This window comes from Micromonospora sp. DT178 (assembly GCF_049841695.1).
Lineage (GTDB): Bacteria > Actinomycetota > Actinomycetes > Mycobacteriales > Micromonosporaceae > Micromonospora.
Map to the genome: position 1 here is coordinate 13,115 of NZ_JBNCKV010000008.1, position 21,650 is coordinate 34,764.

23 protein-coding genes are annotated in these 21,650 nt (G+C 75.5%); 11 read left to right on the forward strand and 12 right to left on the reverse strand.

Annotated features, from left to right (window positions below; all coding sequences use genetic code 11):
- Positions 1 to 99: 99 nt before the first annotated feature.
- Complete coding sequence (locus ACLQ22_RS16535; protein ID WP_366644068.1) at positions 100 to 762, forward strand: TetR/AcrR family transcriptional regulator; 663 nt, start codon at positions 100 to 102, stop codon at positions 760 to 762.
- Here ACLQ22_RS16535 and ACLQ22_RS16540 read toward each other — a convergent pair.
- Positions 732 to 1,256, reverse strand: coding sequence for a PH domain-containing protein (locus ACLQ22_RS16540; RefSeq protein WP_425693075.1), 525 nt, complete (start codon positions 1,254 to 1,256; stop codon positions 732 to 734). The genes ACLQ22_RS16535 and ACLQ22_RS16540 overlap by 31 nt on opposite strands.
- 136 nt (positions 1,257 to 1,392) lie before the next feature.
- Between ACLQ22_RS16540 and ACLQ22_RS16545 the strand changes: the two genes are divergently transcribed.
- From ACLQ22_RS16545 to ACLQ22_RS16570, 6 genes are all read left to right on the forward strand, one after another.
- Positions 1,393 to 2,064, forward strand: a complete 672-nt coding sequence (locus ACLQ22_RS16545; protein WP_425693076.1) for a heme oxygenase (biliverdin-producing) — start codon at positions 1,393 to 1,395, stop codon at positions 2,062 to 2,064.
- Entirely contained in the window at positions 2,061 to 2,366 is a 306-nt protein-coding gene (locus ACLQ22_RS16550) for a DUF2470 domain-containing protein (RefSeq protein ID WP_425693077.1), read from the forward strand. The genes ACLQ22_RS16545 and ACLQ22_RS16550 overlap by 4 nt, the downstream gene beginning before the upstream one ends.
- A gap of 188 nt (positions 2,367 to 2,554) precedes the next feature.
- Positions 2,555 to 3,163 (forward strand): ATP-binding cassette domain-containing protein, encoded by a 609-nt coding sequence (locus tag ACLQ22_RS16555; RefSeq protein WP_425693078.1) that lies wholly within the window; start codon positions 2,555 to 2,557, stop codon positions 3,161 to 3,163.
- Positions 3,160 to 4,458, forward strand: coding sequence for an extracellular solute-binding protein (locus ACLQ22_RS16560; RefSeq protein WP_425693079.1), 1,299 nt, complete (start codon positions 3,160 to 3,162; stop codon positions 4,456 to 4,458). Before ACLQ22_RS16555 ends, ACLQ22_RS16560 begins: the two co-directional genes overlap by 4 nt.
- Entirely contained in the window at positions 4,455 to 6,218 is a 1,764-nt protein-coding gene (locus ACLQ22_RS16565; protein WP_425693080.1) for an ABC transporter permease subunit, read from the forward strand. The genes ACLQ22_RS16560 and ACLQ22_RS16565 overlap by 4 nt, the downstream gene beginning before the upstream one ends.
- A complete protein-coding gene (locus ACLQ22_RS16570) occupies positions 6,215 to 8,590 on the forward strand; it encodes a hypothetical protein (RefSeq protein ID WP_425693081.1) in 2,376 nt (791 codons plus the stop codon). Before ACLQ22_RS16565 ends, ACLQ22_RS16570 begins: the two co-directional genes overlap by 4 nt.
- Positions 8,591 to 8,623: 33 nt before the next feature.
- Here ACLQ22_RS16570 and ACLQ22_RS16575 read toward each other — a convergent pair whose 3' ends face one another.
- Together ACLQ22_RS16575 and ACLQ22_RS16580 are read right to left on the reverse strand one after the other, a co-directional pair.
- A complete protein-coding gene (locus ACLQ22_RS16575) occupies positions 8,624 to 9,655 on the reverse strand; it encodes an extracellular catalytic domain type 2 short-chain-length polyhydroxyalkanoate depolymerase (RefSeq protein WP_425693082.1) in 1,032 nt (343 codons plus the stop codon).
- A 130-nt stretch (positions 9,656 to 9,785) separates the two neighbouring features.
- Positions 9,786 to 10,097, reverse strand: a complete 312-nt coding sequence (locus tag ACLQ22_RS16580; RefSeq protein WP_425693083.1) for a hypothetical protein — start codon at positions 10,095 to 10,097, stop codon at positions 9,786 to 9,788.
- 145 nt (positions 10,098 to 10,242) lie between these two features.
- Between ACLQ22_RS16580 and ACLQ22_RS16585 the strand changes: the two genes are divergently transcribed.
- On the forward strand, positions 10,243 to 10,551 hold the full coding sequence (locus ACLQ22_RS16585; protein WP_199729471.1) for an ArsR/SmtB family transcription factor: 309 nt from the start codon (positions 10,243 to 10,245) through the stop codon (positions 10,549 to 10,551).
- Positions 10,548 to 11,030: an SRPBCC family protein gene (locus ACLQ22_RS16590; protein ID WP_425693084.1), complete on the forward strand. Its 483-nt coding sequence runs from the start codon at positions 10,548 to 10,550 to the stop codon at positions 11,028 to 11,030. The genes ACLQ22_RS16585 and ACLQ22_RS16590 overlap by 4 nt, the downstream gene beginning before the upstream one ends.
- Positions 11,031 to 11,193: 163 nt before the next feature.
- On the opposite strand, the gene ygiD is transcribed toward ACLQ22_RS16590, so the two are convergent.
- The 3 genes from ygiD to ACLQ22_RS16605 form a co-directional block, all read right to left on the reverse strand.
- On the reverse strand, positions 11,194 to 12,063 hold the full coding sequence (gene ygiD / locus ACLQ22_RS16595) for a 4,5-DOPA dioxygenase extradiol (RefSeq protein WP_425693085.1): 870 nt from the start codon (positions 12,061 to 12,063) through the stop codon (positions 11,194 to 11,196).
- A 106-nt stretch (positions 12,064 to 12,169) separates the two neighbouring features.
- Positions 12,170 to 12,388, reverse strand: coding sequence for a hypothetical protein (locus ACLQ22_RS16600; RefSeq protein ID WP_089000245.1), 219 nt, complete (start codon positions 12,386 to 12,388; stop codon positions 12,170 to 12,172).
- A 77-nt stretch (positions 12,389 to 12,465) separates the two neighbouring features.
- Positions 12,466 to 13,068, reverse strand: coding sequence for an MBL fold metallo-hydrolase (locus ACLQ22_RS16605; RefSeq protein ID WP_425693086.1), 603 nt, complete (start codon positions 13,066 to 13,068; stop codon positions 12,466 to 12,468).
- 151 nt (positions 13,069 to 13,219) lie between these two features.
- On the opposite strand from ACLQ22_RS16605, the gene ACLQ22_RS16610 reads away from it, so the two are divergent.
- Positions 13,220 to 14,794 (forward strand): LLM class flavin-dependent oxidoreductase, encoded by a 1,575-nt coding sequence (locus ACLQ22_RS16610; protein WP_425693087.1) that lies wholly within the window; start codon positions 13,220 to 13,222, stop codon positions 14,792 to 14,794.
- A 41-nt stretch (positions 14,795 to 14,835) separates the two neighbouring features.
- Positions 14,836 to 15,264, forward strand: coding sequence for an archease (locus ACLQ22_RS16615; RefSeq protein WP_425693088.1), 429 nt, complete (start codon positions 14,836 to 14,838; stop codon positions 15,262 to 15,264).
- 63 nt (positions 15,265 to 15,327) lie between these two features.
- On the opposite strand, the gene ACLQ22_RS16620 is transcribed toward ACLQ22_RS16615, so the two are convergent.
- From ACLQ22_RS16620 to ACLQ22_RS16645, 6 genes are all read right to left on the reverse strand, one after another.
- Positions 15,328 to 16,746, reverse strand: coding sequence for an RtcB family protein (locus ACLQ22_RS16620; protein WP_425693089.1), 1,419 nt, complete (start codon positions 16,744 to 16,746; stop codon positions 15,328 to 15,330).
- Positions 16,747 to 16,774: 28 nt separating this feature from the next.
- Positions 16,775 to 17,389: a GNAT family N-acetyltransferase gene (locus ACLQ22_RS16625; RefSeq protein ID WP_425693309.1), complete on the reverse strand. Its 615-nt coding sequence runs from the start codon at positions 17,387 to 17,389 to the stop codon at positions 16,775 to 16,777.
- A 100-nt stretch (positions 17,390 to 17,489) separates the two neighbouring features.
- Entirely contained in the window at positions 17,490 to 18,359 is an 870-nt protein-coding gene (locus ACLQ22_RS16630) for a carbohydrate ABC transporter permease (RefSeq protein WP_425693310.1), read from the reverse strand.
- Between the two features lie 38 nt (positions 18,360 to 18,397).
- Positions 18,398 to 19,441 (reverse strand): ABC transporter ATP-binding protein, encoded by a 1,044-nt coding sequence (locus ACLQ22_RS16635; RefSeq protein ID WP_425693090.1) that lies wholly within the window; start codon positions 19,439 to 19,441, stop codon positions 18,398 to 18,400.
- Positions 19,438 to 20,760, reverse strand: a complete 1,323-nt coding sequence (locus ACLQ22_RS16640) for an ABC transporter substrate-binding protein (RefSeq protein ID WP_425693091.1) — start codon at positions 20,758 to 20,760, stop codon at positions 19,438 to 19,440. Before ACLQ22_RS16640 ends, ACLQ22_RS16635 begins: the two co-directional genes overlap by 4 nt.
- A 26-nt stretch (positions 20,761 to 20,786) precedes the next feature.
- On the reverse strand, positions 20,787 to 21,641 hold the full coding sequence (locus ACLQ22_RS16645) for a carbohydrate ABC transporter permease (RefSeq protein ID WP_425693092.1): 855 nt from the start codon (positions 21,639 to 21,641) through the stop codon (positions 20,787 to 20,789).
- Positions 21,642 to 21,650 lie beyond the last annotated feature (9 nt).

A 21,650-nucleotide genomic window follows, 5' to 3' on the forward strand; every position in this document is an offset into this window, starting at 1 on the left:
GCGGGTGAGACACCGGACACTAGCCACGGCTGTCGAGGCTCGTCAACACCCTGTCGAGTTCGATCGACACGGTGTTGATCCGGTGTAGAGTCACCGGGCATGACACCCGCCCGTACGGCCACCGGCAGCGCGACCGGGCGCGGACGGCGTGCGGCGCGCTCCGTCGGCGACGAGCGGGAGCTGGCCATCCTGGCGACCGCCGAGCGGCTGCTGGGGCAGCGGGCCTTCGCCGACATCTCGATCGACGACCTGGCGCGCGGGGCCGGCATCTCCCGGCCCACCTTCTACTTCTACTTCCCGTCCAAGGACGCGGTGCTGCTGACGCTGCTGGACCGGGTCATCGAGGAGGCCGACGCCGCCGCCGGGGACGTGCTGGAGCGGCTGGCCGAGGACCCGCCGGCGCGCTGGCGGGAGCTGATCGACCGGTTCCACGAGACGTTCGGCGCGCACCGCGCGGTGGTGCTGGCCTGTGCCCAGGTGCGCGGCACCAACGCCGAGGTGCGCCGGCTCTGGGCGAGGGTGCTGGAGCGCTGGGTGCACGCGATCGAGACCGCCATCGTGGCCGAGCGGCGGCGCGGGGCGGCCCCCGACGGCGTCCCGGCCCGCGACCTCGCCATCGCGCTCAACTCGATGAACGAGCGCGTCTGGTACGCCACCTTCGCCGGCGACGGGCCGGCGGTGGCCGAGCGCGACGTGGTCGACGTGCTGCGCGACGTGTGGCTGGCGGCGATCTACCGCAGCACCGCTCCCCCGCCGGCCTGACCGCGGCGGGCGGCGGCCAGCTCGGCGTCGAGCCGGGCGACCATCCGGTCGAAGTCCTCCGTACGCAGCACCGGGCCGATGTTCTTGCGCCAGCCCGCCGTCCGGGACCGCCGCTGCACCGGCGTCTCGACCGCGCCGTCGGCCGTGCGCACCCAGCAGGCGTCCCGGACGGTCGGCTCCCCGAGGAGCTCGGCGGGCCGCACGACGAAGCCGGTCACCCGCGACCACGGCAGGGTCCGGGTGGAGAAGGTGTAGCGCAACCGCAGGCCACTGTCGTTGACGTACACACCGACCAGGAAGTACCGGGCGACCAGCGTTATCCACAGCGCGAGGAGGGCCACCACGCCGGCGAGGCCGAAGGCGTCACGGACGTCGAGCCGGCTCGTCGCCAGCGGAGCCAGGACGACGACCGCCATGGTGGAAGCGACGGCGAGCAGGAAACCACTCAACACCTGCCGCGCGCCCAGGGGATCGATGCGCCACCATCTCCACACGGCCAGGACGGTAGCGGCGGACGGCAACCGCACGGCGTCGCCTCGACGGCGCGGTCGTGCCCCACCACGTACCCGGCTAACGTTTGATCGTTCCCCGACGGCGACCCACCCGGCCTTGCGTCACCCTGGAGGAGACATGAGCCCGACCAGCACCCCGTTCTCGGCCGAACTGCGGGCCGCCAGCCAGGAGGCCCACCAGGGCGCCGAGTCCCAGCGGTACGTCTCCGCCCTGGTCGCCGGCGACCTGGACCGCGCCGGCTACACCGCGCTGGTGGTGCAGCACCACGTGATCTACGAGGCACTGGAGGGCGCCGCCGAGGCGATGCGCCACGACCCGCTCGCCGGCCCGTTCGTCGACGACGCGCTGACCCGGCTGCCCGCCCTCGCCGCGGACCTGGAGTTCCTGCTCGGTCCCGACTGGCGCCGACGGATCGACCCGACCCCGGCGACGGTCGCCTACGCCGGGCGCCTCGGCGCGGTCTGTGCCGGCTCGCCGGAACGGTTCGTCGCGCACCACTACACCCGCTACCTCGGCGACCTCTCCGGCGGCCTGCACATCGGACGGTCGCTCGCCCGCCACTACGGGCTGACCGGGGACGCCGGGGCGGCGTTCTACCGGTTCGACCGGATCCCCAGCCCGAAGGCGTACAAGGACGCCTACCGGGCCAGGCTCGACGCCCTCCCGCTCGACGAGGAGGGCCGGGCCGCGCTGCGGGCCGAGGTGCTCGTGGCGTACCGGCACAACACCGAGGTCCTCGCCGCCCTGTCGCACCTCGTGCCGGCCACGGACGCGGAGGCGGCGGCGTGAGCGCCCCGTTCGGCGCCGACGTGGTCGCCGCCGTCTGCCGGCACATGAACGACGACCACGCCGGGGACTCGGTGCTCATCTGCCGCACGCTCGGCGGGCAGCCGGCGGCCACCCGGGCCCGCGCCACCGGGCTGGACGCCGAGGGGATGGAGTTCGCCGTGACCGTGGACGACATCGAGGTCCCGGTGCGGGTGCCGTTCGCCCACCGGCTGACCGAACGCGCCCAGATCCGGCAGGAGGTGGTGCGGATGTACCGGGAGGCGTGCGAGCGACTCGGGCTGCCGCCCCGCCAGTCCGGCTGACCGGACGGCGGTCGCGCCGGCGCGATGCGACGCGGCGCGGCGCCGCCAGCACCGACCGGCCGCCGCGCCCGGTGGGGCGGTCCCGACCCGGGACCCCACGCCGCCGTTCCACAGGCGACGGTGACGGGGGCGCGGGTCGTCGCCCGGTTGTGCGACCCTGGGACCGACTGCCCCGGTCACCGGAGGTGATGGCCACGTTACGACTGTGCGAGCTCGTCGCCGTGCCTGGCGCCGCCGCGGTGACCCTCGACATCGCCGCCGGCGCCACGGCCGCCCTGGTCGCCGCCCCGCCCGTCGGCACGGCCGTCGCCCGGGTGGTCAGCGGGCTGGCCGCGCCGGTCGCCGGCCGGGTCCTGGTCGGCGACCGGGAGGTGACCGCCCTGCCGCCGCCGCACCGCCGCATCGCCTACGTGCCGGCCGGCGGCGCGCTGCTGCCCCACCTGACCGTGCGCCGCAACATCGCCTACGGCCAGCGCCGGCGGGAACGGGTGCGGGAGATGGCCGACGCGTGGACGGCGACGGTGGTCGACCGGCTGGAGCTGGCCCCGACGCTGGGGCTGCGACCGCACCTGCTGTCGGACGCGCAGCGGTTCCGGGTGGCGCTCGCCCGGGCGGTGGTCTGCCTGCCCGAGGTGCTGGTGATCGACCTGCCGACCGGGCCGGCCGGCGGTGGGCGGCTGACCGACCTGGTCGGCCGGCTCTCCCCGCCGGACACCCCGGGGGTCGCGGTGCTGGTGTGCACGGCCGACCCGGGCGCGCTGGCCGACGTGCCGGTCGCCGCCGAGGTGGGCGGGTGACGCCGGTGGGCCGGGCCGCGCCGGCGGCGTGGTTGAGCCGCCGTACCCTGCTGCGGGCCGCCGCCGCGGCCGGCGCGACCGCCGTCGCGGGCTGCGCCACCACGCCGCCGGCGGTCCAGGTCGCGGTCGTGTGGAGCGGCGGCGAGCTGGCCCGTTTCCGCGAGGTCGTGGGCAACTACGGCGCCGACGTGCAGGTGATCAGCGCCGGCAACGACATCGACGCGTTCCTGCGCGCCCGCCAGCTGGCCGGCACCAGCCCCGACGTGGCGATCCTGCCCCGGTCGGGGCTGGTCGTCGAGTACGCCCGGCGCGGCTGGCTGCGCGAGCTGACCCCCGCCACCAGCTACGCCCTCCCGCCCGGCATGGCCGACCTGCTCTCCGCCGACGGGCGCCACTACGGCGTCTGGGTCAAGGCGGCCCACAAGTCGCTGTTCTGGTACTTCCCGTCGATGCTCCCCGCGCCCCCGCGCACCTGGGACCAGCTCGTGACGCTCACCCGGCGGCTCGGCGCGCGGGCCCGGTCGGGCGACGGCCCGGCACCGCTGGCCATCGGCGCGGCCGACGGCTGGGTGCTCACCGACTGGTTCGAGAACGTGCTCGCCGACGTGGCCCCGCCCGGCTACTACGAGGCGCTGGCGCGCGGCGAGGCCGACTGGCGGAGCCCTTCGGTGCACACGGCGCTGGACCGGCTCGCCGAGCTGTGGGGCGTCGACGGCGCGTTCCCCGGCGGCGGCCGCCGGGCCCTGCTCACCCAGTACGAGGAGTCGGTGATCCAGGTGGTGCACCACCGGCGGGCGACGATGCTCTTCGAGGCCGACTTCGTCGACGACGTCAGCCGCCGGTTCCGCCGGGGCCCGGAGCAGCCGGAGACCTTCCGCTTCCCCGGCGCCCGGGTGGCCGACAGACCGCTGATCGTCGGCGGTGACGCCGCCGTGGCGTTCGCCGGCTCGGCCCGCGGGGCGGAGCTGGTGCGCTGGCTCAGCGACGGCTCCGCGTTCCAGCCGTGGCTGCGCGCCGGCGGCTACCTCTCCCCCAACGTGTCCGTGCCGCTGGACGACTACCGCGACCCCGTCCGCCGCCGCCTCGCCGCCGAGCTCCGCACGGCCGAGGCGGTGCGCTTCGACCTCTCCGACCGGCTGCCGGGCCCGTTCACCGGCTCCGACGGGGTGGGCATGTGGCGGATCATGCAGGACTTCTTCGCCGACGTCACCGACGGGGTCCCCGCCGGCAGGGCGACCAGCCGGGCCGTCGGGCAACTGGCGGCGGCGGCCCGGGCGGCGGGCGGCGGCCGGTGAGCCGGGTCCTGGGCGAGCTGGCGGTCCTCGACGACGTCGGGCCGCCCCGGCGCGGGCGCGCCTACCCGGCGGCGGGGGCCACCTCGGCGCTGCTGCTGCCCGCCCTGCTGCTGCTCGGCGGGCTGGTGGCGTGGCCGGTGCTGCGTACGCTGCACGCCAGCGTCACCACCGACGGCCGGTGGGTGGGCGCGGAGCACTTCCGCACCGCGCTGTCCGCGCCCGGCACCGGCGCCGTGGTGGGACGCACGCTGCTCTGGGCGCTGCTGGTGCCGGCGGTGGTCACCGTGCTGGGATACCTGCTCGCCGCCGCCTCGCGTCGCTCGCAGGAGGGCGGGCTGGTCCGCCTCATCCTGGTGGTGCCCACCGCGCTGCCGCTGGTGGTCACCGGGGTCACCTTCCGGCTGATGTACGACCCGGACCCGGAACGCGGGCTGGCCACCCTGGTCGCCGCGACGCTGACCGGCCGCTCGGCGGCCGACGCCCCGCAACTGCTCGGCCCCCGCCTGGTCACGGTGGCGCTGATGTCGGCGTTCGTGTGGGCGTGGGTCGGGCTGGCCGTGCTGGTGTTCCGGGCCGCCCTCGACGCGGTGCCGCCCAGCCTCGCCGACGCGGTGCGCGCCTACGGCGGCAACCGCCGCGACGTGCTCTGGGACGCGCAGTGGCGGCCACTGCTGCTGCGCACCGTGGCGGTGGTGTTCACCCTGGCGGCGCTCGGCACCGCCAGGACGTTCGACCTGATCCTGGTCATGACGCCCGGCTCGGTACGCGACGAGGCGTCGGTGCTCGCGCTGCGGGTCTGGCAGACCTCCAACGGCGCCACCACCGGCGAGGGCGCCGCGCTCGGCGTGGTCTGGCTGGTGGCGGTGGCCGCCGGCATGCTGGTCGCGGCGCTGTTCGTGCGGCAGGCGTGGCCGCCGCCCCGGGACCCGGTGCCCGTCGCGCCCGAGCCGGTGGCGCCGGCGCCGCGCCGGACGATCCGGCTGCTGGTGGCGGGCGCGGCGCTCGCCTGGCTGGTGCCGCTCGGGGTGCTGCTCGCCACCTCGCTGCACGGCGCGGTGGACGCGGCGGCCCGGGGCTGGTGGTGGGGCCCGCCCGGCCTCGACTCCTACCGGGACCTGCTGACCGGCACCGAGCTGTGGCGCACGCTGGGCTTCACGCTGGTGCTGGCGACCGTGGTCACCGCCGTGGTGCTGGGCGTCGCGCTGCTCGCCGCGTACCCGCTGGCCTGGTTGAGCGGGCCACCCGCCCAGGCCACCGGGCTGCTGCTGATGGCCGCCAGCATCGTGCCGGTGCAGGTGATCGCCGGGCCGGTCAACGAGGTGCTCGGCGTGGTGCTCTCCTCGGGCACGGCGCGCGGCCTGGCGCTGGTGCACGTCGCGCTGGGCGTGCCGTTCGCCGTGCTGGTGCTGCGCAACGCGTTCGCGGACCTGCCCGCCGAGCAGGTGCGGGCGGCCCGGGTGGGCGGGCGGCACTGGTGGGGCACCCTGCGGCTGCTCGCCCGGCACAACCGCCCGGCCGTGGTGGCGGTCGCGGTGCTGGAGTTCGTGCAGGTGTGGAACGACCTGGTGGTGGGTCTGCTGTTCAGCGGGTCGGGCGCGCTGCCGCTGGGGCTGTTCCTCGCCGGCCAGACCCGGGGCTTCGCGGCCAACAGCGGGGCGCTGGCCGCCGGCTCGGTCATCGCCTCCATCCTGCCGGTGCTGCTGGTGGTGCTGGCCCGCCGCCAGCTCGTCGCCGGCCTGGTCGCCGGGGGCGTGCGGTGACGCCGCCGGGGCCGGCCCGCCGCTCGCGGCGGCCCCGGCGGCTGAGCCTGCTGCTCGCGATCGGCGGCGTGGTCGGCGGCACGGTCAGCGCGGTGCTCGGCAACGTCACCGGCAACCTGCTCTCCGAGCTCTCCGTCGCCCAGCTCGGCTCCGCCAGCGCCGGGGTGATCGTGCTCGGCCTCGCCGCCGCGATGATCGTGGAGTGGCGCCGCCAGCGGCAACAGGCCGCGACGCCGGACGACGGCGAGGCCACACCCGCCGCCGGCGCGCCCACCCTGCCGTGGCCGGCCGGGTTCACCGGGCGGGACGGGCACGTCGACGCGATCATCGGCCTGTTGGAGAAGGAACACGCGGTGGCGGTGGTCGGCCGGCGGGCCGTCGGCACCTCGGCCTGCGCGATCCAGGCCGCCAACCTGTGCCGGGACGACTTCCCCGACGGCCAGTACTACCTGGACCTGCGCCGGGGCGGCCGGCGGCACGACGCCCGGCAGGTGCTGACCGCCCTGGCCCGGATCCTCGGCACCCGGCCGCCGGCGTCGGGGCGCGCCGACGACCTCGCCGACGCCGTCGACGAGCTGAGCGGCCAGCTCGACGGCCGGGCGATCCTCGTGGTGCTGGACAACGTGGACGACCCGGCCCAGGTCCGGCCGCTGCTGCCGCCGACCGCGCGGACGTGCCGCCTGCTGCTGGCCGGCACGGGAGCGCTGGCCGCGCTGGACGGGGTGGTGGCGCACGGGCTCGCCGAGCCGGACGCCGACGACGCCGTCGAGCTGTTCGCCGCCGCGGGCGCCACCGCGCCCGTCGCCCGGCCGCACCGCCCGGACCCGCGCACCGACCCGGCGGTACGCGCCCTCGTCGAACTCTGCGGGCGGCAGCCCCGCACGGTCGCGGAGCTGGGCCGGCGTACGGCACAGCACGGGTGGCGGCACACGGACGTGCTCGACGCGCTGCGCCGCGCCGTCGACACGCCCCCGCACCAGCACGTCGCCGCCTCCCCGGCGACCCTGCTGGTGACCGCGCGGGACACCGCGTACCACGCGCTCGGCGGCGAGGCGGGGCGACTGTGGCGGCTGATGTCGCTGAGCCCGGTGCCGCTGGACCGGCCGACTCTCGCGGCGCTCGCCGGTCGTCGCCCGGACCGGGTGGCCGCCCTGCTGCACGAGCTGGCCACCGGCGGGTTCGTCACCGGCGCGCCCGGCGACCGCTACGAGGTGCGCCCGCTGCTGGCCCCGTACGCCCGGATGCACCTGCGCGACGCGGAGCCGGCGCGGCGGCGGGTCGCCGCCCAGGCCCGGCTCACCCGGCACCTGGCCCGCCGGGCCGAGCGGCACGCCGCGAGCCTCGCCGTGGTCGGCTCGCCGCCGGACCGGGAGCCGACGCTGGCGCTGGACGACGACCCGTACGGCTGGTTCGACCTGCACCAGGAGCTGCTGCTGGCCGTGGTCCGGGTGCCGGCGGGCGCGGCGGAGACCCTGCCGCGCCGGGTACGCCGCTGGTGGTTCCGCCTGGCGGTGGCGCTGTGCGGCTGGCTCGCCCACGCCGAGCGGCTCGACGAGTGGGCGGAGGTGTGCCGCACGGTGCTCGCCACGCCCACGGCCGACGACCGGCCGGAGATCGCCGGCTGGGCGCACAACGAGCTGGGGGTGCTGCGCCGCCGCCGGCACGACCCGCAGGGGGCGGCGACGGCGCTCAGCCTGGCGGTGGCGGAGCGGGGCCGGCGCGGCACCGCGCAGGCGCGGATGAACCTGGGCCTGGTGCTGCTGGACCTGGGGCAGTTCGACGACGCGGTGGAGCACCTGGAGCTGTCGCGGCGGCACCGCTCCGCGGGGGACCGGGCCGGGCACGCGCTGACCGATCTGGGCCTGGGCGCCGCCCGGTTGGCCCGGGGGGAGCTGGAGGTCGCGCACCGCCACCTGGTCCGCGCGGCGAACGCCTTCCGCGCGCTCGGCGACGCCCGGGGCTACGCGGCGGCGCTGACCAACCTGGTGCTGGTGCACGCCGGGCTCGGCGAGCACCTCGACGCGGCGCAGTCGTGGCGGGCGGCGCTGCGCGAGTACGACTCCGTGGCCGATCCGACCAACCGGGCCGCCGCGCTGCTCAACGCGGGGGCCGCGCTGTTGGCCGCCACGCCGGCCCAGGCCCGGCAGGCGTACGAGATGCTGGCGGAGAGCCTGCGGCTGCGCGACGGGCGACCGACGGCCGGCCTGGGGCGGACCCTGCTGCACCTGGGCGACGCCGCGGCGGCCCTCGACGACGCCGACGAGGCCCGGCGGCACTGGGCGGACGCGGCGGGCGTCTGCGAGGAGGCGGGAGACGTCGACGGTCAGGCCGCGGCCGACGCCCGCCTGGTGGGCAGCGACGCGCCGGCCTGAGCGGGGCCCCGTTGAGGGCCCCGCCCGCGCGGCTCAGCCGTCCAGCCGGCGCACCATGTTCATGATCGTCTCCAGCTGGGCGCCGCCCTTGATCGGGTAGTTGGTCGCGCCGAGGTAACCCCACCAGTCCCAGCAGCCGTTCGGGTTCGTGGCGGCGGTGCTCGCCTGCGGGTACAGCACGATCAGGTCGTTGGTGTCGGCGTACTGGTTGAGGTTCGCCCGGTCCACGAAGGCGGTGCCGACCGCGCCGTGGCCCTGGAGGCAGCCGTGCAGGGCCACGAGCAGCCGGCACGACCGTCCGGCGGCGCAGGAGGCCGGCACGTAGGCGAACCCGTCGGCCCCCATGCTCAGCCCGGGTGCCCAGCCGTTGACCGCGTACGTGTGCTGGCTGAACCGGATCAGGCTGCCGCCCAGCGGGCCGGTGTTCGGCGCCCGCACGCTGCCGAGGAGCTTGCGCAGCAGGGCGTTCTGCGGGTCGCTGCCACAGTCGGCCAGGAACGGCGACGCGGTGACGGCGCACCCGAGGGTCCCGTACGGGGTGACCCAGGCGTGGCCGGCCGGCGAGCCGCTGTCGTACTGCACGCTGGCACCGAAGTGCTGGTAGTAGCGGACCAGGTCGTCGGTCACGGACTTCCTGACCACGGTGTCGCCGTTGCCGTGGAAGACGTACACGGGATCGCCGGACAGGTTGCCCACCGGGTCGACCCAGCCGTACGAGGCCCACGTCCGGGTGTACGCCTGGAGGGCGGGGACGTTCGTCGGGTACACGTTGTCGCCGCAGCCGTCGAGCGCCTGGGCGACGTTGTTCTGCGCGCAGTAGTACGGCCCCGCGGCGAAGACCGCCGCGCCCCGGATCCGGGACGAGTAGGCGACGTGGAGCTGGGTGGCCATGTAGCCACCGGAGGAGACGCCGGCGACGTACACGCCGGAGACGTCGTAGGCGCGCAGGGTGCCGGCGACCGGCGCCTTGGTGGCCGGGGTGGCGGCCTGGGCGGGGGCCGCGGTGGTGAGGACGAGCAGCAGGGCGGTGACGAGGGCGGCGGTGGCCTTCAGCGGTGCGGTCATGGCGCTCTCCTGTCCGCCAGCGGGGGCGTCGTGCCGGCGTGCGCAGACGCTAACGTGACGCCGGGCACAGTGGACATGAGTGCCGTCGACACCTCGGGCGACGCCGGAGTGTCCGGGACCGACACACGGCCTACTCGGCGCGCCAGACGGCCTCGCGGGGCGGGCCGGGTTCGGCCCAGCACAGCCCGCCCTTCGCCGCCACGCCCGGCAGTCCGTCGACCATCCGGCTGATGTCCACGAGCGACGCCAGCGACACCACGACGTCGTTGCGCAGGTCCGCCACCGCCGTTTCGAGGTCGTCCTCCTCCGCCGACCAGTCGATGTCCGCGGCCCGCAGGTCGGCCACCGCGTGGTCGGTGAGCACCTGCGGATCGGTCACGGCCACCGTGAGCCGGCAGTACACGTTGAGGGTGAGTGGTTCCGGGGCGCCGGCGTCGGTCATGCCCCCCAGCATGACCGACGCGGACGGATCGGGACCAGACCGCTTCACTTAGGGCTTGACCTAAGTATGGGGCGCGGGCATACTTAGGTTCATGCCTAAGCAATCGGGCGCCGGAGACCGGAGGGACGACGGGACCCTGGACGGCGTGTTCCACGCGCTGTCGGACCCGACCCGCCGCCGGGTCGTCGAGCTCCTCGGCCGCGGGCCCGCGACAACCAGCGAGCTCGCTCGTCCGTTTGACATGGCACTGCCGTCGTTCACCCAGCACCTGGGCGTCCTCGAGCGCTCCGGCCTGGTGACGTCGGAGAAGAAGGGGCGGGTGCGGACCTACCGGCTCGCCCCCCAGCCGCTCGAGCACGTCGACACCTGGCTCGCCGGTCAGCGCGCGACGTGGTCCCGGCGCCTCGACCAGCTCGACTCTTTTCTCCACGACCTGAAGGAGCAGCAGACATGACCGCCTACCCGAGCGTGAACCCGAATCTCGACCTCGTCCTGGAGCGCACCGTCGACGTCGCGCCCGAGCTGGTCTGGAAGGCCTGGACCACGCCCGAGCTGGTCGTGCAGTGGTTCGCCCCGCGGCCCTGGTCGACCTCGTCCTGCGAGATCGACCTCCAGCCCGGCGGCAGGTTCAACACGGTGATGCGCTCGCCCGAGGGCGAGGAGTACCCGAACACCGGCTGCATCCTCCTCGTCGAGGAAGGATCGACGCTGATCTTCACCTCGGGGCTGGGCCCCGGCTTCCGCCCCCAGGTCAGCGACGGCTTCCCGTTCACCGCGATCATCAAGCTCGAGCCAACCGGCAATGGCACGAAGTACACGGCCACGGCGATCCACGCCGACGCCTCGGCGAAGAAGTCGCACGAGGAGATGGGCTTTCTCGAGGGCTGGAGCGCCGCGCTGGACCAGCTGATCGAGGTCGTCAAGGGCCGCTGACGGACGCGGCGGCGACGGATGAGGGCCCAGCCGTGCGGACCGGTCGCCGAGCCGGCGCCCACGACCGGCTGAACCCTCGTCCCGCCGCCCCGCCGCCCCGCCGACACCAGCCGGGGAAGCCGACGGGCGGCGGCCCACAGCGGCGGCGGCCGGACGGTGGCCGTCAGATGTTGGAGGAGTCGATCGGCACGTCGGTCGGCAGTGCGGGTGCGCCGGCCAGCGGGGCCTCGGTAGGGCAGGGCGAGCCCACCGTGTAGGCGGTCATCGACAGCGACCCGTACGCGTACCCGTCCACCAGCACCTGCGCGCCGTCGCCGGCGGCGCCCGCCAGGCCGGCGAGGTAGAGCAACGGGACGAAGTGGTCCGGCGTCGGCACGGCCCGGCCGAAGTCACGGTGGGCGTCCAGCGTGGCCGCCTCGGTCGGCTCGCCGAGCATGACGTCCTTCGCCGCCTCGTCGAACCGCCGCGCCCAGTCGAAGCCCTCGTCGACCATGCGCGGGTCCACCCCCCGCAGGTTGTGCACCACGTTGCCGCTGGTCACGACGAGCACTCCGCGCTCGCGCAACGGGGCGAGCCGCGCGCCCAGGTCCAGGTGGTAGTCCAGGTCCTTGAACGCGTTGATGCTCAACTGGACGACCGGGACGTCCGCGTCGGGAAACGCGTGGGTGAGCACCGACCAGGTGCCGTGGTCGATCCCCCACGAGTCGACGTCCGCCCCCACCCAGGTGGGACGGGCCACGTCGGCGATCTCCTCCGCCAGCTCCGGCAGGCCGGGCGCCGGGTAGTCGACGTCGAACAGCTCCGGCGGGAAGCCGTAGAAGTCGTGGATCGTCCTCGGCCGGGGCATCGCGGTGACGGCGGTGGCGCCGATGTACCAGTGGGCCGACACGACCAGGATCGCCCGGGGCCGCGGGACCGCCCGCCCGAAGGCGCGCCACGCCTGCGTGTAGCGGTTGAGTTCCAGCGCGTTCATCGGGCTGCCGTGACCGATGAACGCAGCCGGCATCACCGCCGCAACGGTTCCGCCGCTCATGCTGCTCCCCCCGCCGTGGTCACCTGAGCGTAACCAACGTCGGAGGGAGCAGCCCGGTCAACGCCGGCCGCGACCGGTTGTCACCGCCCGAGGCCGGCGGTCGCCGTCAGTCGGACACCTCGCGCCAGGCGGGGTGGTTGCCGCGCCACGCGCCGGCCAGAATGACCGCCGACGTCCGACCGGGGCACTCCTGCACCCGGGAGCGGCCTGACTCGCCGCCGATCCGTACCTGTACGTCCCATCGCTGCCCGTCGGTACGGATGTACACGTCCCGACGCCCACGCTGCGACGTGTCGCCGTTCCACCAGTGTTCTTCGACCCTCACCCCGCGACCGTATAGCAGTTCGTCCGTGGACGACACGGCCGGTGTCGGTGGAGATCACCCCTGAGTGGGGTCACCGGTCAGGCGGACTCCCCCGGCGCCAGGTGGCGATAGCCGGGCACGGTCTCGGCGAACCAGCCGTTCACGCTGGTCAGGCCGCGCTCGTTGAGCTGCGCGTCGTGGATCGGGAACACCCGCTCGGCCCCGACGGCGGTGGCGAAGTCGATCGCCTCGGTGAGCTTCAGCCAGGATGCCTGTGCCGGGACCAGCAGCGTCTCAACCGGCCGGTCCGGCCGGTGCAGGGAGTCGCCCGGGTGGTAGACCGCGTCGCCCACGAGGTAGCCCAGGTTGGCGCAGTCGGGCTGGCCGCCGTGGATGGTGGCGTGCCGGCCGCCGAGCGCGGTCACGGTGAGGCCGGCGGCGGTGAACCGCTGACCGGCGCCGACCCTGGTCACGGACAGCGGCGCCAGGTCGGGCAGGACGGCGCCCTCCGGCGCGAAGACCGGCACGCCGAGACCCGCCAGCCGGAGCACGTCGACGTGGTCGGTGTGCTCGTGGGTGACCAGCACGGCGTCCGCGCCGGCCAGGGCCCGTGGCTCGCTCCAGGTGCCGGGGTCGATGACCAGCACGCCGCCGTCGTGCTCCAGCCGGACGCAGGAGTGGGTGAACTTCACGATCCGCATCCGCCGACCGTACGCCGTGTGGCGGCACCCGCAGTGCCCGGCGGCGGGCGGCACGGGCCGCACGGAGCGCGGTGCCGGCATCGATTCGCCGGACGGCTCAGGAGCCGCCCCGAGCCGCGTGAGAGGCTGCGGGGCGGAAGGGAGTACCGACATGGGCGACTACGGCCATCCGCTGGCCTTCGGGGCGTTCCTGACGCCCGGCAACGCCGAGCCCGGGCGGGTGGTGGGCCTCGCCGTGCTGGCCGAGCAGGTCGGGTTCGACCTGGTCACCTTCCAGGACCACCCGTACCAGCCCGCGTTCCTCGACACGTGGACGCTGATGAGCTTCGTGGCGGCCCGCACCGGCGCGGTGCGGCTGGCCGCCAACGTGACGAACCTGCCGCTGCGGCCGCCGGCCGTCCTGGCCCGCAGCGTGGCGAGTCTCGATTTGCTCAGCGGTGGCCGGGTGGAGCTCGGCCTGGGCGCCGGCGCGTTCTGGGAGGCCATCGAGGCGATGGGCGGGCGCCGGCTCTCCCCCGGGCAGGGCGTGCGGGCCCTGGCCGAGGCGATCGACGTCATCCGCCAGGTCTGGGACGTCGAGGCGCGCGGCGGCGTCCGGGTCGACGGCGAGTTCCACCGGGTCCTCGGCGCGAAGCGGGGCCCCGCCCCCGCCCACGACGTGGGCATCTGGCTCGGCGCGTACAAGCCGCGGATGCTGGCGTTGACCGGCAGCCGGGCCGACGGGTGGCTGCCGTCGCTGGGCTACCTGCAACCCGGCGACCTCGGCAGGGGCAACACGATCATCGACGACTCCGCCCGGGAGGCCGGCCGCGACCCGGCCGACGTGCGCCGCCTGCTCAACGTCACCGGCCGCTTCGCCCCCGTCGGCCGGGGACCGCTCGACGGCCCCGCCGAGCAGTGGGCCGAGGAGCTGGCGAACCTCGCGCTCAGCGACGGGATAAGCACCTTCATCCTGGGCAGCGACGACCCCGAGGACCTGCGGCGCTTCGCCGCCGAGGTCGCCCCCGCCGTACGCGAACTCGTGGCCGGCGAGCGCGCGGCCGGCGCCGCGCCCGCCGCGGCCCCGGCGACGCCCGGGCCGGCCCCGGCGGAGGCGCCGGCCGCTGCCCGCCCGCCCGCCGGCGCCGGATCCTTCGCCGTCGTCCCGACGCCCGATGACGGCGTGCGCCGCAGCGCGATCCGGGTATGGGACGAGACCACGCGGCCCACCGGCCCCGCGCCGGACCCGGCACGCACCTACACCCCGCACGACCAGGCCGGCGCCCAGCACCTGATCGACGTGCACGACGGATTGCGCGCCGAGCTGACCCGGCTGTACGACCTGGTGGAGCAGGTGGGCGCCGGGCTGGTCGACGCGGGCACGGCCCGCTCGCACATCAACACGATGACCATCCGGCAGAACAAGTGGACCCTGGGCACGTACTGCGAGTCGTACTGCCGGGTGGTCACCACCCACCACACGCTGGAGGACCGGGGCATCTTCCCGCACCTGCGCCGGGGCGACGCCCGCCTCGCCCCGGTGCTGGACCGGCTGGAGCAGGAGCACCACGCGATCCACGACGTGCTGGAGCGGGTGGACCGGGCGCTGGTCGCGTTCGTCTCCGTCGCCGACGGGATGGCCGAGCTCCGCGCGGCGGTCGACCTGCTCAGCGACACGCTGCTGTCCCACCTCGCGTACGAGGAACGCGAGCTCGTCGAGCCGATCGCCCGGCTCGGGCTGAACTGAACCGGCCGTCGCGCGGCGCCCCCGTGGCGGAGGATCGGGGCATGCAGCGACGACCCGGGCGGGGGCACCGCCGCCTGCCGCACACCGCCGACGTCCGCATCGAGGCGTGGGCGCCGAGCCGGGAGGAGTGCGTCGCCGAGGCGGTCGCCGCGCTGGTCGGCACGTTCGTCGACCCCGCCGGGGCGCGGCCGGGCCCACGGCGGGAGTTCCGCGCACCGCCCGGCGACGACGCGGACCTGCTGGTGGGCGTACTCGACGAGGTGATCTTCCGGATGGAGACGGCGGGTGAGCTGCCGCTGCGCACCGACGTGGCCGACGACGGCGCCGGCGGCCTGGTGGTGCGCTGGCGCACGGCGGACACCGACGCCGTCGAGCTGGTCGGCGCGGTGCCGAAGGCCGTCTCCCTGCACGGGCTGCGCTTCGGCCCCGACGGCGAGGGCTGGTGCTGCGCGGTGACGCTGGACGTGTGAGCCGCCCGCCCGGCCCCGCACCACACCGCGTGCCGCTCGGCCCCGTACCACGCCGCGTGCCGCTCAGCCCTTCACCACGCCGAGCGGGACCAGCCGGGCCACCTTCCGGCAGAGCCCGGCGCCCTCGGCGGCGGCCACCACCGCCGAGACGTCCTTGTACGCCGTCGGCATCTCCTCGGCCAGGCCGCGCCGGGACGCCCCGCGCACCGCGATGTCCTGCGACTCCAACTGGGCACGCGGGTCCAGCCCGCGCTCCGACCGCACGGCCTGCTTGCGGCTCTGCACCCGGCCGGCCCCGTGGCAGGTGGACGCGAAGGCCGGCGACCCCGGCACGCCGGTGAGCACGTACGAGCCGGTGCCCATGGAGCCGGGGATCAGCACCGGCTGGCCCACGTCCCGCAGGTCGTCGGGCAGGTCGTCGTGGCCGGGCGGCAGCGCGCGCGTGGCCCCCTTGCGGTGTACGCACAGCGCCCGCCGCTCGCCGTCGACGCCGTGCGTCTCGATCTTCGCGAGGTTGTGCGAGATGTCGTAGACCAGGTCGAGCCGGCTGCCGGTGACCCGGGCGAAGACCTTCCGGGCGGCGTCGGTCAGCAGTTGCCGGTTCGCCCGGGCATAGTTGGCGGCGGCGGCCATCGCGCCCAGGTAGGCGCGGCCCTCGTCGGAGGTGACCGGGGCGCAGGCGAGCTGGCGGTCCGGCACCTCGATGCCGTGGCGGGCCATCACCTTCTCCATCTTGCGCACGTAGTCGGTGCAGATCTGGTGGCCCAGCCCCCGGGAGCCGCAGTGGATCATCACGCAGACCTGGCCGGGGCGCAGCCCGAAGGCGGTGGCGGCGGTGTCGTCGTACACCTCCTCGACGGCCTGCACCTCCAGGAAGTGGTTGCCGGAGCCGAGGCTGCCGACCTGGCGCGCGCCGCGCTCGATCGCCCGCTCGCTGACCCGCGCCGGATCGGCGTCGCCGACGGCGCCGGCGTCCTCGCAGCGGTACAGGTCCCGCTCGACGCCGAAGCCGCGCTCCACCGCGTGGCGGGAGCCGCCGCGCAGCACCGCGTCGAGTTCCGCGCGCGTCGACAGCTGCCACACCGCGCCCTTGCCCATGCCGCGCGGGGTCGCCTCGCCCAGCCCGTCCATCAGTGCGTCCAGCCGGGGCCGCAGCCCGTCGCGGTCGAGGTCGGCGGCGAGCAGCCGGACGCCGCAGGAAATGTCGAAGCCCACCCCGCCGGGCGAGACCACGCCGCCCTTCGCGACGTCGGTGGCGGCCACCCCGCCGATCGGGAACCCGTAGCCCCAGTGCACGTCGGGCATGGCGTACGAGGCGTCGACGATGCCGGGCAGCGTGGCGACGTTCGCGACCTGCTCCAGCGACCTGTCCTCCCCGGCGTCGGGCAGCAGGGACCGGGACGCGAACACCACCCCCGGCACCCGCATCGGGTCGTGCCGGTCGATCCGGAAGCGGTACGGCGACTCCTCGACCAGCTCCATTCCCGGCGGCTACCCGGGCGGGCCGCCCTTACACCCGCTCGCCGGCGGCCGGCCGCCGCATCGCCCAGACGTCGGGCCCGCCGTCGGGCACCCGGGCCTGGCCGGTGACCGCGAAGCCCAGCCGCCGGTAGAACCGCACGTTCGGCTCCGACGAGGTCTCCAACACGGCGGGCAGGCCGGCGCGGTCGGCCTCGGCGAGGCCGGGTCGCAGCACCCGGGCGCCCAGCCCCCGGCCCTGGTCGGCCCGGCGCACGCCGACGGTGGCGAGCAGGAACGCCGGCTCGGCCGACCGCAGGGAGGCGCAGGCGGCGTCGGCGGCGTGCAGCGCCGACTGCCGGTCGCCGGCCAGCTCGGCGTTGCGCGCCGCGACACCGGCCCAGACCTCGTCCGGCACCGGCCGGTCCGGGCGCAGCCAGACCGCCACCGCCGCGGGCCGGCCGTCGGCGTCCACCGCCGCCCAGACGTCGCCGTAGGGCAGCCCGACGGCGGCCACGGTGCCGGCGAACATCGCCCCCAGCCGCTCTCGGTGCCGGTCGGCGGCCACCGTCCAGGCCATCCAGGGGTACCCGTCGAAGGCGTCGGCGAGCACGTCGGCCGCCTCGGCGGTCGACTCCGGCCCGATCCGGCGTACCTCGAACTCCATGCCGTCCTCCTCGCGCGCCGCCACCCGGCCGACGCAGTGCGCGATCATGCCACGGCTCCCGGGGCCGGCGCCCGGGATTATCGGGTCGGCGCCGGTGGCCTCAGAGCCGGTAGAACGCCCGGTAGCGGCGGATCAGCCGCCACTGCACCAGCACCGCCGCCACGGTCAGCAGGATCATCACCAGGGTCGCGGCGGCGGCGTAGCCGTAGCGCAGGTACTCGAAGCCGGTGCGGTAGACGAACAGCGACAGGTAGGTGGTGGCGTACGGGGGTGGGCCGCCGTCGGTCACCACGAAGGCCGGCACGAAGGAGAAGTGCAGGCTCTGGATGGCGTCGCGCACCGCCAGCAGCCCCAGCACGGGCGCCATCAGCGGCAGCGTGACCCGGCGGAACACGTCCCAGCCGGTGGCGTCCTCGATCGCCGCCATCTCGTAGACGTCGCGGGGCAGCGCGCGGCGGGCGGCCAGCAGCACCACGAAGGTCTCCCCGACGGTGAACAGGCTCATCAGAACGATCGCCGCGCGGGCGTCGGTCGGGTCGGTGAGCCACTGCGGCGGGGTGCGTCCCAGCGCGGTCAGCCCGTTCTCACCGCCCGTGCGCAGCAGCTGGTTGATCGGGCCGTAGAGCGGGTTGAGCAGCCAGAGCCAGAGCAGCCCGTAGGCGATCTCCGGCACCGCGGTCGGCAGCACCGCCGCGGTGCGGGCGCCGCCGACGCCGACCGCGCGGCGGTGCAGCAGCAGCGCCAGGCCGAGCGCGAAGAGCACCCGCAGCGGTACGGCCACCAGCGCGAAGACCAGCGAGTTGGTCAGCGACACCCGGAACACCGGGTCGGCCAGCAGCGCCGCGAAGTTGTCCAGCCCCACCCAGCGCGGCGGGCGCAGCAGGTCGTACTCGGTGAAGGCCAGCGCCAGGGTGACCGCGGCGGGCAGCAGCACCAGCCCGACCAGCCCGACCAGGTACGGCGTCAGCATCAGCGCCAGCTGCCGGCGCGAGCGGCGGTCCGTGCCCGTCACGGGGCGTACCGGCGCCCGGAGCCGGCGTGGAAGACGTGCACGTCGGCCCAGCGCACGCCGACGCGTACCGGCGCGCCCCTTCCGGGCCGGCGGGCGGCGGGCACCCGGGCGACGACGGGGTGCCCGCCGGCGAGGGTCAGGTACGCGTACGCGTCCTCGCCGACCACCTCGACCCGGTCGACGGTGGCCGCCGCGCCGTCGGGCGCGTCCAGGACGACCGCCTCCGGCCGGAAGCCGATCTCCAGCTCGCCCGCGCCGGCCCGGTCGACCGGCGCGGTGCCGCCGGGCGTGAGCGGCCCTCCGGCGGGCAGCAGGTTCATCGCCGGGGACCCGACGAAGCGGGCGACGAAGGTGGTGGCCGGGGTGCGCCAGATCTCGTCGGGGGTGCCGACCTGCTCGATGCGCCCGTCGCGCAGCACGGCGATCCGGTCGGCGAGCACCAGCGCCTCGGTCTGGTCGTGGGTGACGTGCACCATCGTCGCGCCCAGCCGGTCGTGTAGGGCCCGCAGCTCGGCGCGCATCTGCACCCGCAGCGCCTGGTCGAGGTTGGAGAGCGGCTCGTCGAGCAGGAACACGTCCGGCTCGCGCACCAGCGCCCGGGCCAGCGCCACCCGCTGCCGTTCGCCGCCGGAGAGCTGCCCGGGCCGGCGGTCCAGCAGGGTGGCGCAGCCGACGGTCTCGGCCGCCGCGCGGGCCCGCTCCCGGGCCACCGCGCGGGGCGTGTCGCGTACCTCCAGGCCGAACGCGATGTTCTCGGCGACGCTCAGGTGCGGGAAGAGCGCGTACGACTGGAAGACCATCGACACGTTGCGCCGGCCCGGACGCTCGGCGGTGACGTCGCGGCCGGCGATGCGGATCCGGCCGGCGGTGACCGGCTCCAGGCCGGCGACGACCCGCAGCACTGTCGACTTGCCGGCCCCGGACGGGCCGAGCACCACCAGCAGCTCGCCCCGGGCGGCGGTCAGGTCCACCTCGTGCAGCACCGTCGACCCCCGGTACGCGGCCGAGACGCCGGCCAGGGCGAGGCCCGGATCGCTCACCCGTGCTCCCCGCGGGCGAAGATCGGCCGGGTCTGCCGGTCGAGCTCGCGGACGACGTCGTCGAGCCGGTCGCCCCGGTGCATGGCGTTCTCCAGGATGCCGTAGGTGACGTCCTCGATCTCCGGCCAGGTGGAGACGGTCGGCAGCGCCCGGACGGTGGGGATCGCGTCGAGGAAGACCTTCGCGCTGCGTGGCGGCTGGGCGGGACCGAGGAACGCCGGGGACCGCGACACCCCGATGTGCGACGGGACGGTACGTCCGGTGGCGGCGATGATCCGCTGGCCCTCCTCGGCGATGGCGAACTCCAGGAACCGCCACGCGGCGTCCTTGTGCTTCGCGCCCCGGGTCATGCAGTACGCGTCGGAGTGCAGCACCCCGACCTGCTCCTTGTAGACGGGCAGCGGGGCGACGTCCCACTCGAAGCCGGTGATCGAGCGGAACGTGGTGGTGGAGCGGCGGGAACTCATCAGCATGGCGAGCCGGCCGTTGGCGAAGCGGGACTCGTCGTCCTCGGCCTCCACCTCCTCGTCGGTGGGCACCACCCCGTACGCCAGCCGCAGGTCGACGAGGTTCTTCAGCGCCTCCCGGGCGGCCGGGGTGTCCAGGGTCAGCCGGGTCGGCCTCGCCGGGTCGTCGACGATCTCGGCCCCGCCCGACCAGACGAACGGGGCGAGCCGGATGATCGACGGCTCGACGCCGAGGCCGTGCACGGCCGGCCGCAGCGCCGCGCCCTCGCTCTCGGTGGCCTTGACCACCACGCCACGGGAGTCGAGGGTCATCGCGGTCGCGGTGGCGACCAGGTCGTTCCACGTCCAGCCGGCCCTCGGCTCGGGCACGCCGTACTTCGTGAACAGGGTGCGGTTGTAGTAGACGGCCAGGCTGGAGACGTTCTGCGGCAGGCAGAGCTGCCGGTCCTTCCACCGGAACGCGTCCCACGCCACCGGGTAGTAGTCGGCCGGGTCGACGGCCTCGGAGGCGGCCAGCCGGTCGTCCAGCGGCTCGATGACGTCCTTGGCGGCGAACTGGCCGTAGAAGCGGTAGTTCATCAGGAACGCATCCGGCGGGGCGCCGCCGGCCACCGAGGTGGCGAGCCGGGCCAGCAGGTCCTTGCGGTCGCTGGCCTCGACGAGCTGCACGTCGGCGCCGGGACGCGCCTTCTCGTACGCCTCGACGAGGGTGCGGTAGGCGACGAGTTCCTCGGGGGCGCCGAAGACCAGCAGCCGCACCGGGCCGTCGGCGGACGACCCGGAGCCGGCGCCGCACCCCGTGGCGGCCAGCACGGCGGTGAGCAGCAGCGCGAGCAGCGCCCTCGGTCGCATCGTCGGTTCCGTTGCCGGTCGCATCGTCAGTCCCGTCCCGTCGGGTCGTCGTGGTGGAGGAAGCGCCGCTGGGCGAGCACGAAGACGGCCAGCGCCGGCACCGTGGCCAGCACCGCCCCGGCCAGGAACACCGGGAAGTTCGTCGGGTCCAGCACCGACAGGGAGCGCAGCGCCAGCGGCAGGGTGAACAGGTCGCGGTCGTAGACGTAGACCAGCGGGTCGAGGAAGTTCGACCAGGTGAGCACGAAGGTCAGCGCGGTGAGGCCGGCGGTGACCGGGCGCACCAGCGGCAGGGCGACCCGCCACCAGGTGCGCAGCGGCGACAGGTCCGCCACCAGGCAGGCGTCGTAGAGGTCGCTCGGCAGCGCCCGGAACGCCAGGTGGTAGACCAGGACGTAGAGCGGCGAGGTGCCCAGCAACGCCGGGGCCACCAGCGGCACTAGGGTGTCGGTCAGGCCCAGCGTCCGGAAGATCGCGAAGCGGGGCACGAGCAGCGCCGTGGCCGGCACCATCAGCGCGACCAGGGAGGCCGCCACGACGACGCCCGTGACGCGCGGGGCGAGCCGGGTCAGCGCGAAGCCCGCAAGGGAGGCGACGAGCACGCTCAGCGGCACGGCGACGACCGCGACCAGGACCGAGTTGAGCGAGGCGCGCAGCAGCCCGCCCAGCTCGACGGCCTCCCGGTAGCCGGTGGTGGACACCGGCTCCGGCACGAGCTGCGGGGTGGGCGGCGGCGGCAGGCCCGGCTCGGTGAGCGAACCGGAGACCAGCAGCAGCAGCGGCGGGACGAAGACGAGCAGGACGAAGGCCGCGCCGAGGGTCCGCCAGGCGCGGCCGGCCGCCTCGGGCAGCGGTGAGGGGCCGCGTGCGCGGCCCCTCACCGTGTCGTT

Coding starts and splice junctions, on each gene's coding strand:
- ACLQ22_RS16535 (WP_366644068.1), top strand. CDS start 100: ATGACACCCGCCCGTACGGCCACCGGCAGCGCGACCGGGCGCGGACGG.
- ACLQ22_RS16545 (WP_425693076.1), top strand. CDS start 1,393: ATGAGCCCGACCAGCACCCCGTTCTCGGCCGAACTGCGGGCCGCCAGC.
- ACLQ22_RS16555 (WP_425693078.1), top strand. CDS start 2,555: ATGGCCACGTTACGACTGTGCGAGCTCGTCGCCGTGCCTGGCGCCGCC.
- ACLQ22_RS16575 (WP_425693082.1), bottom strand. CDS start 9,655: ATGACCGCACCGCTGAAGGCCACCGCCGCCCTCGTCACCGCCCTGCTG.
- ACLQ22_RS16580 (WP_425693083.1), bottom strand. CDS start 10,097: ATGACCGACGCCGGCGCCCCGGAACCACTCACCCTCAACGTGTACTGC.
- ACLQ22_RS16590 (WP_425693084.1), top strand. CDS start 10,548: ATGACCGCCTACCCGAGCGTGAACCCGAATCTCGACCTCGTCCTGGAG.
- ygiD (WP_425693085.1), bottom strand. CDS start 12,063: ATGAGCGGCGGAACCGTTGCGGCGGTGATGCCGGCTGCGTTCATCGGT.
- ACLQ22_RS16605 (WP_425693086.1), bottom strand. CDS start 13,068: ATGCGGATCGTGAAGTTCACCCACTCCTGCGTCCGGCTGGAGCACGAC.
- ACLQ22_RS16610 (WP_425693087.1), top strand. CDS start 13,220: ATGGGCGACTACGGCCATCCGCTGGCCTTCGGGGCGTTCCTGACGCCC.
- ACLQ22_RS16615 (WP_425693088.1), top strand. CDS start 14,836: ATGCAGCGACGACCCGGGCGGGGGCACCGCCGCCTGCCGCACACCGCC.
- ACLQ22_RS16620 (WP_425693089.1), bottom strand. CDS start 16,746: ATGGAGCTGGTCGAGGAGTCGCCGTACCGCTTCCGGATCGACCGGCAC.
- ACLQ22_RS16625 (WP_425693309.1), bottom strand. CDS start 17,389: ATGGAGTTCGAGGTACGCCGGATCGGGCCGGAGTCGACCGCCGAGGCG.
- ACLQ22_RS16630 (WP_425693310.1), bottom strand. CDS start 18,359: ATGCTGACGCCGTACCTGGTCGGGCTGGTCGGGCTGGTGCTGCTGCCC.
- ACLQ22_RS16640 (WP_425693091.1), bottom strand. CDS start 20,760: ATGCGACCGAGGGCGCTGCTCGCGCTGCTGCTCACCGCCGTGCTGGCC.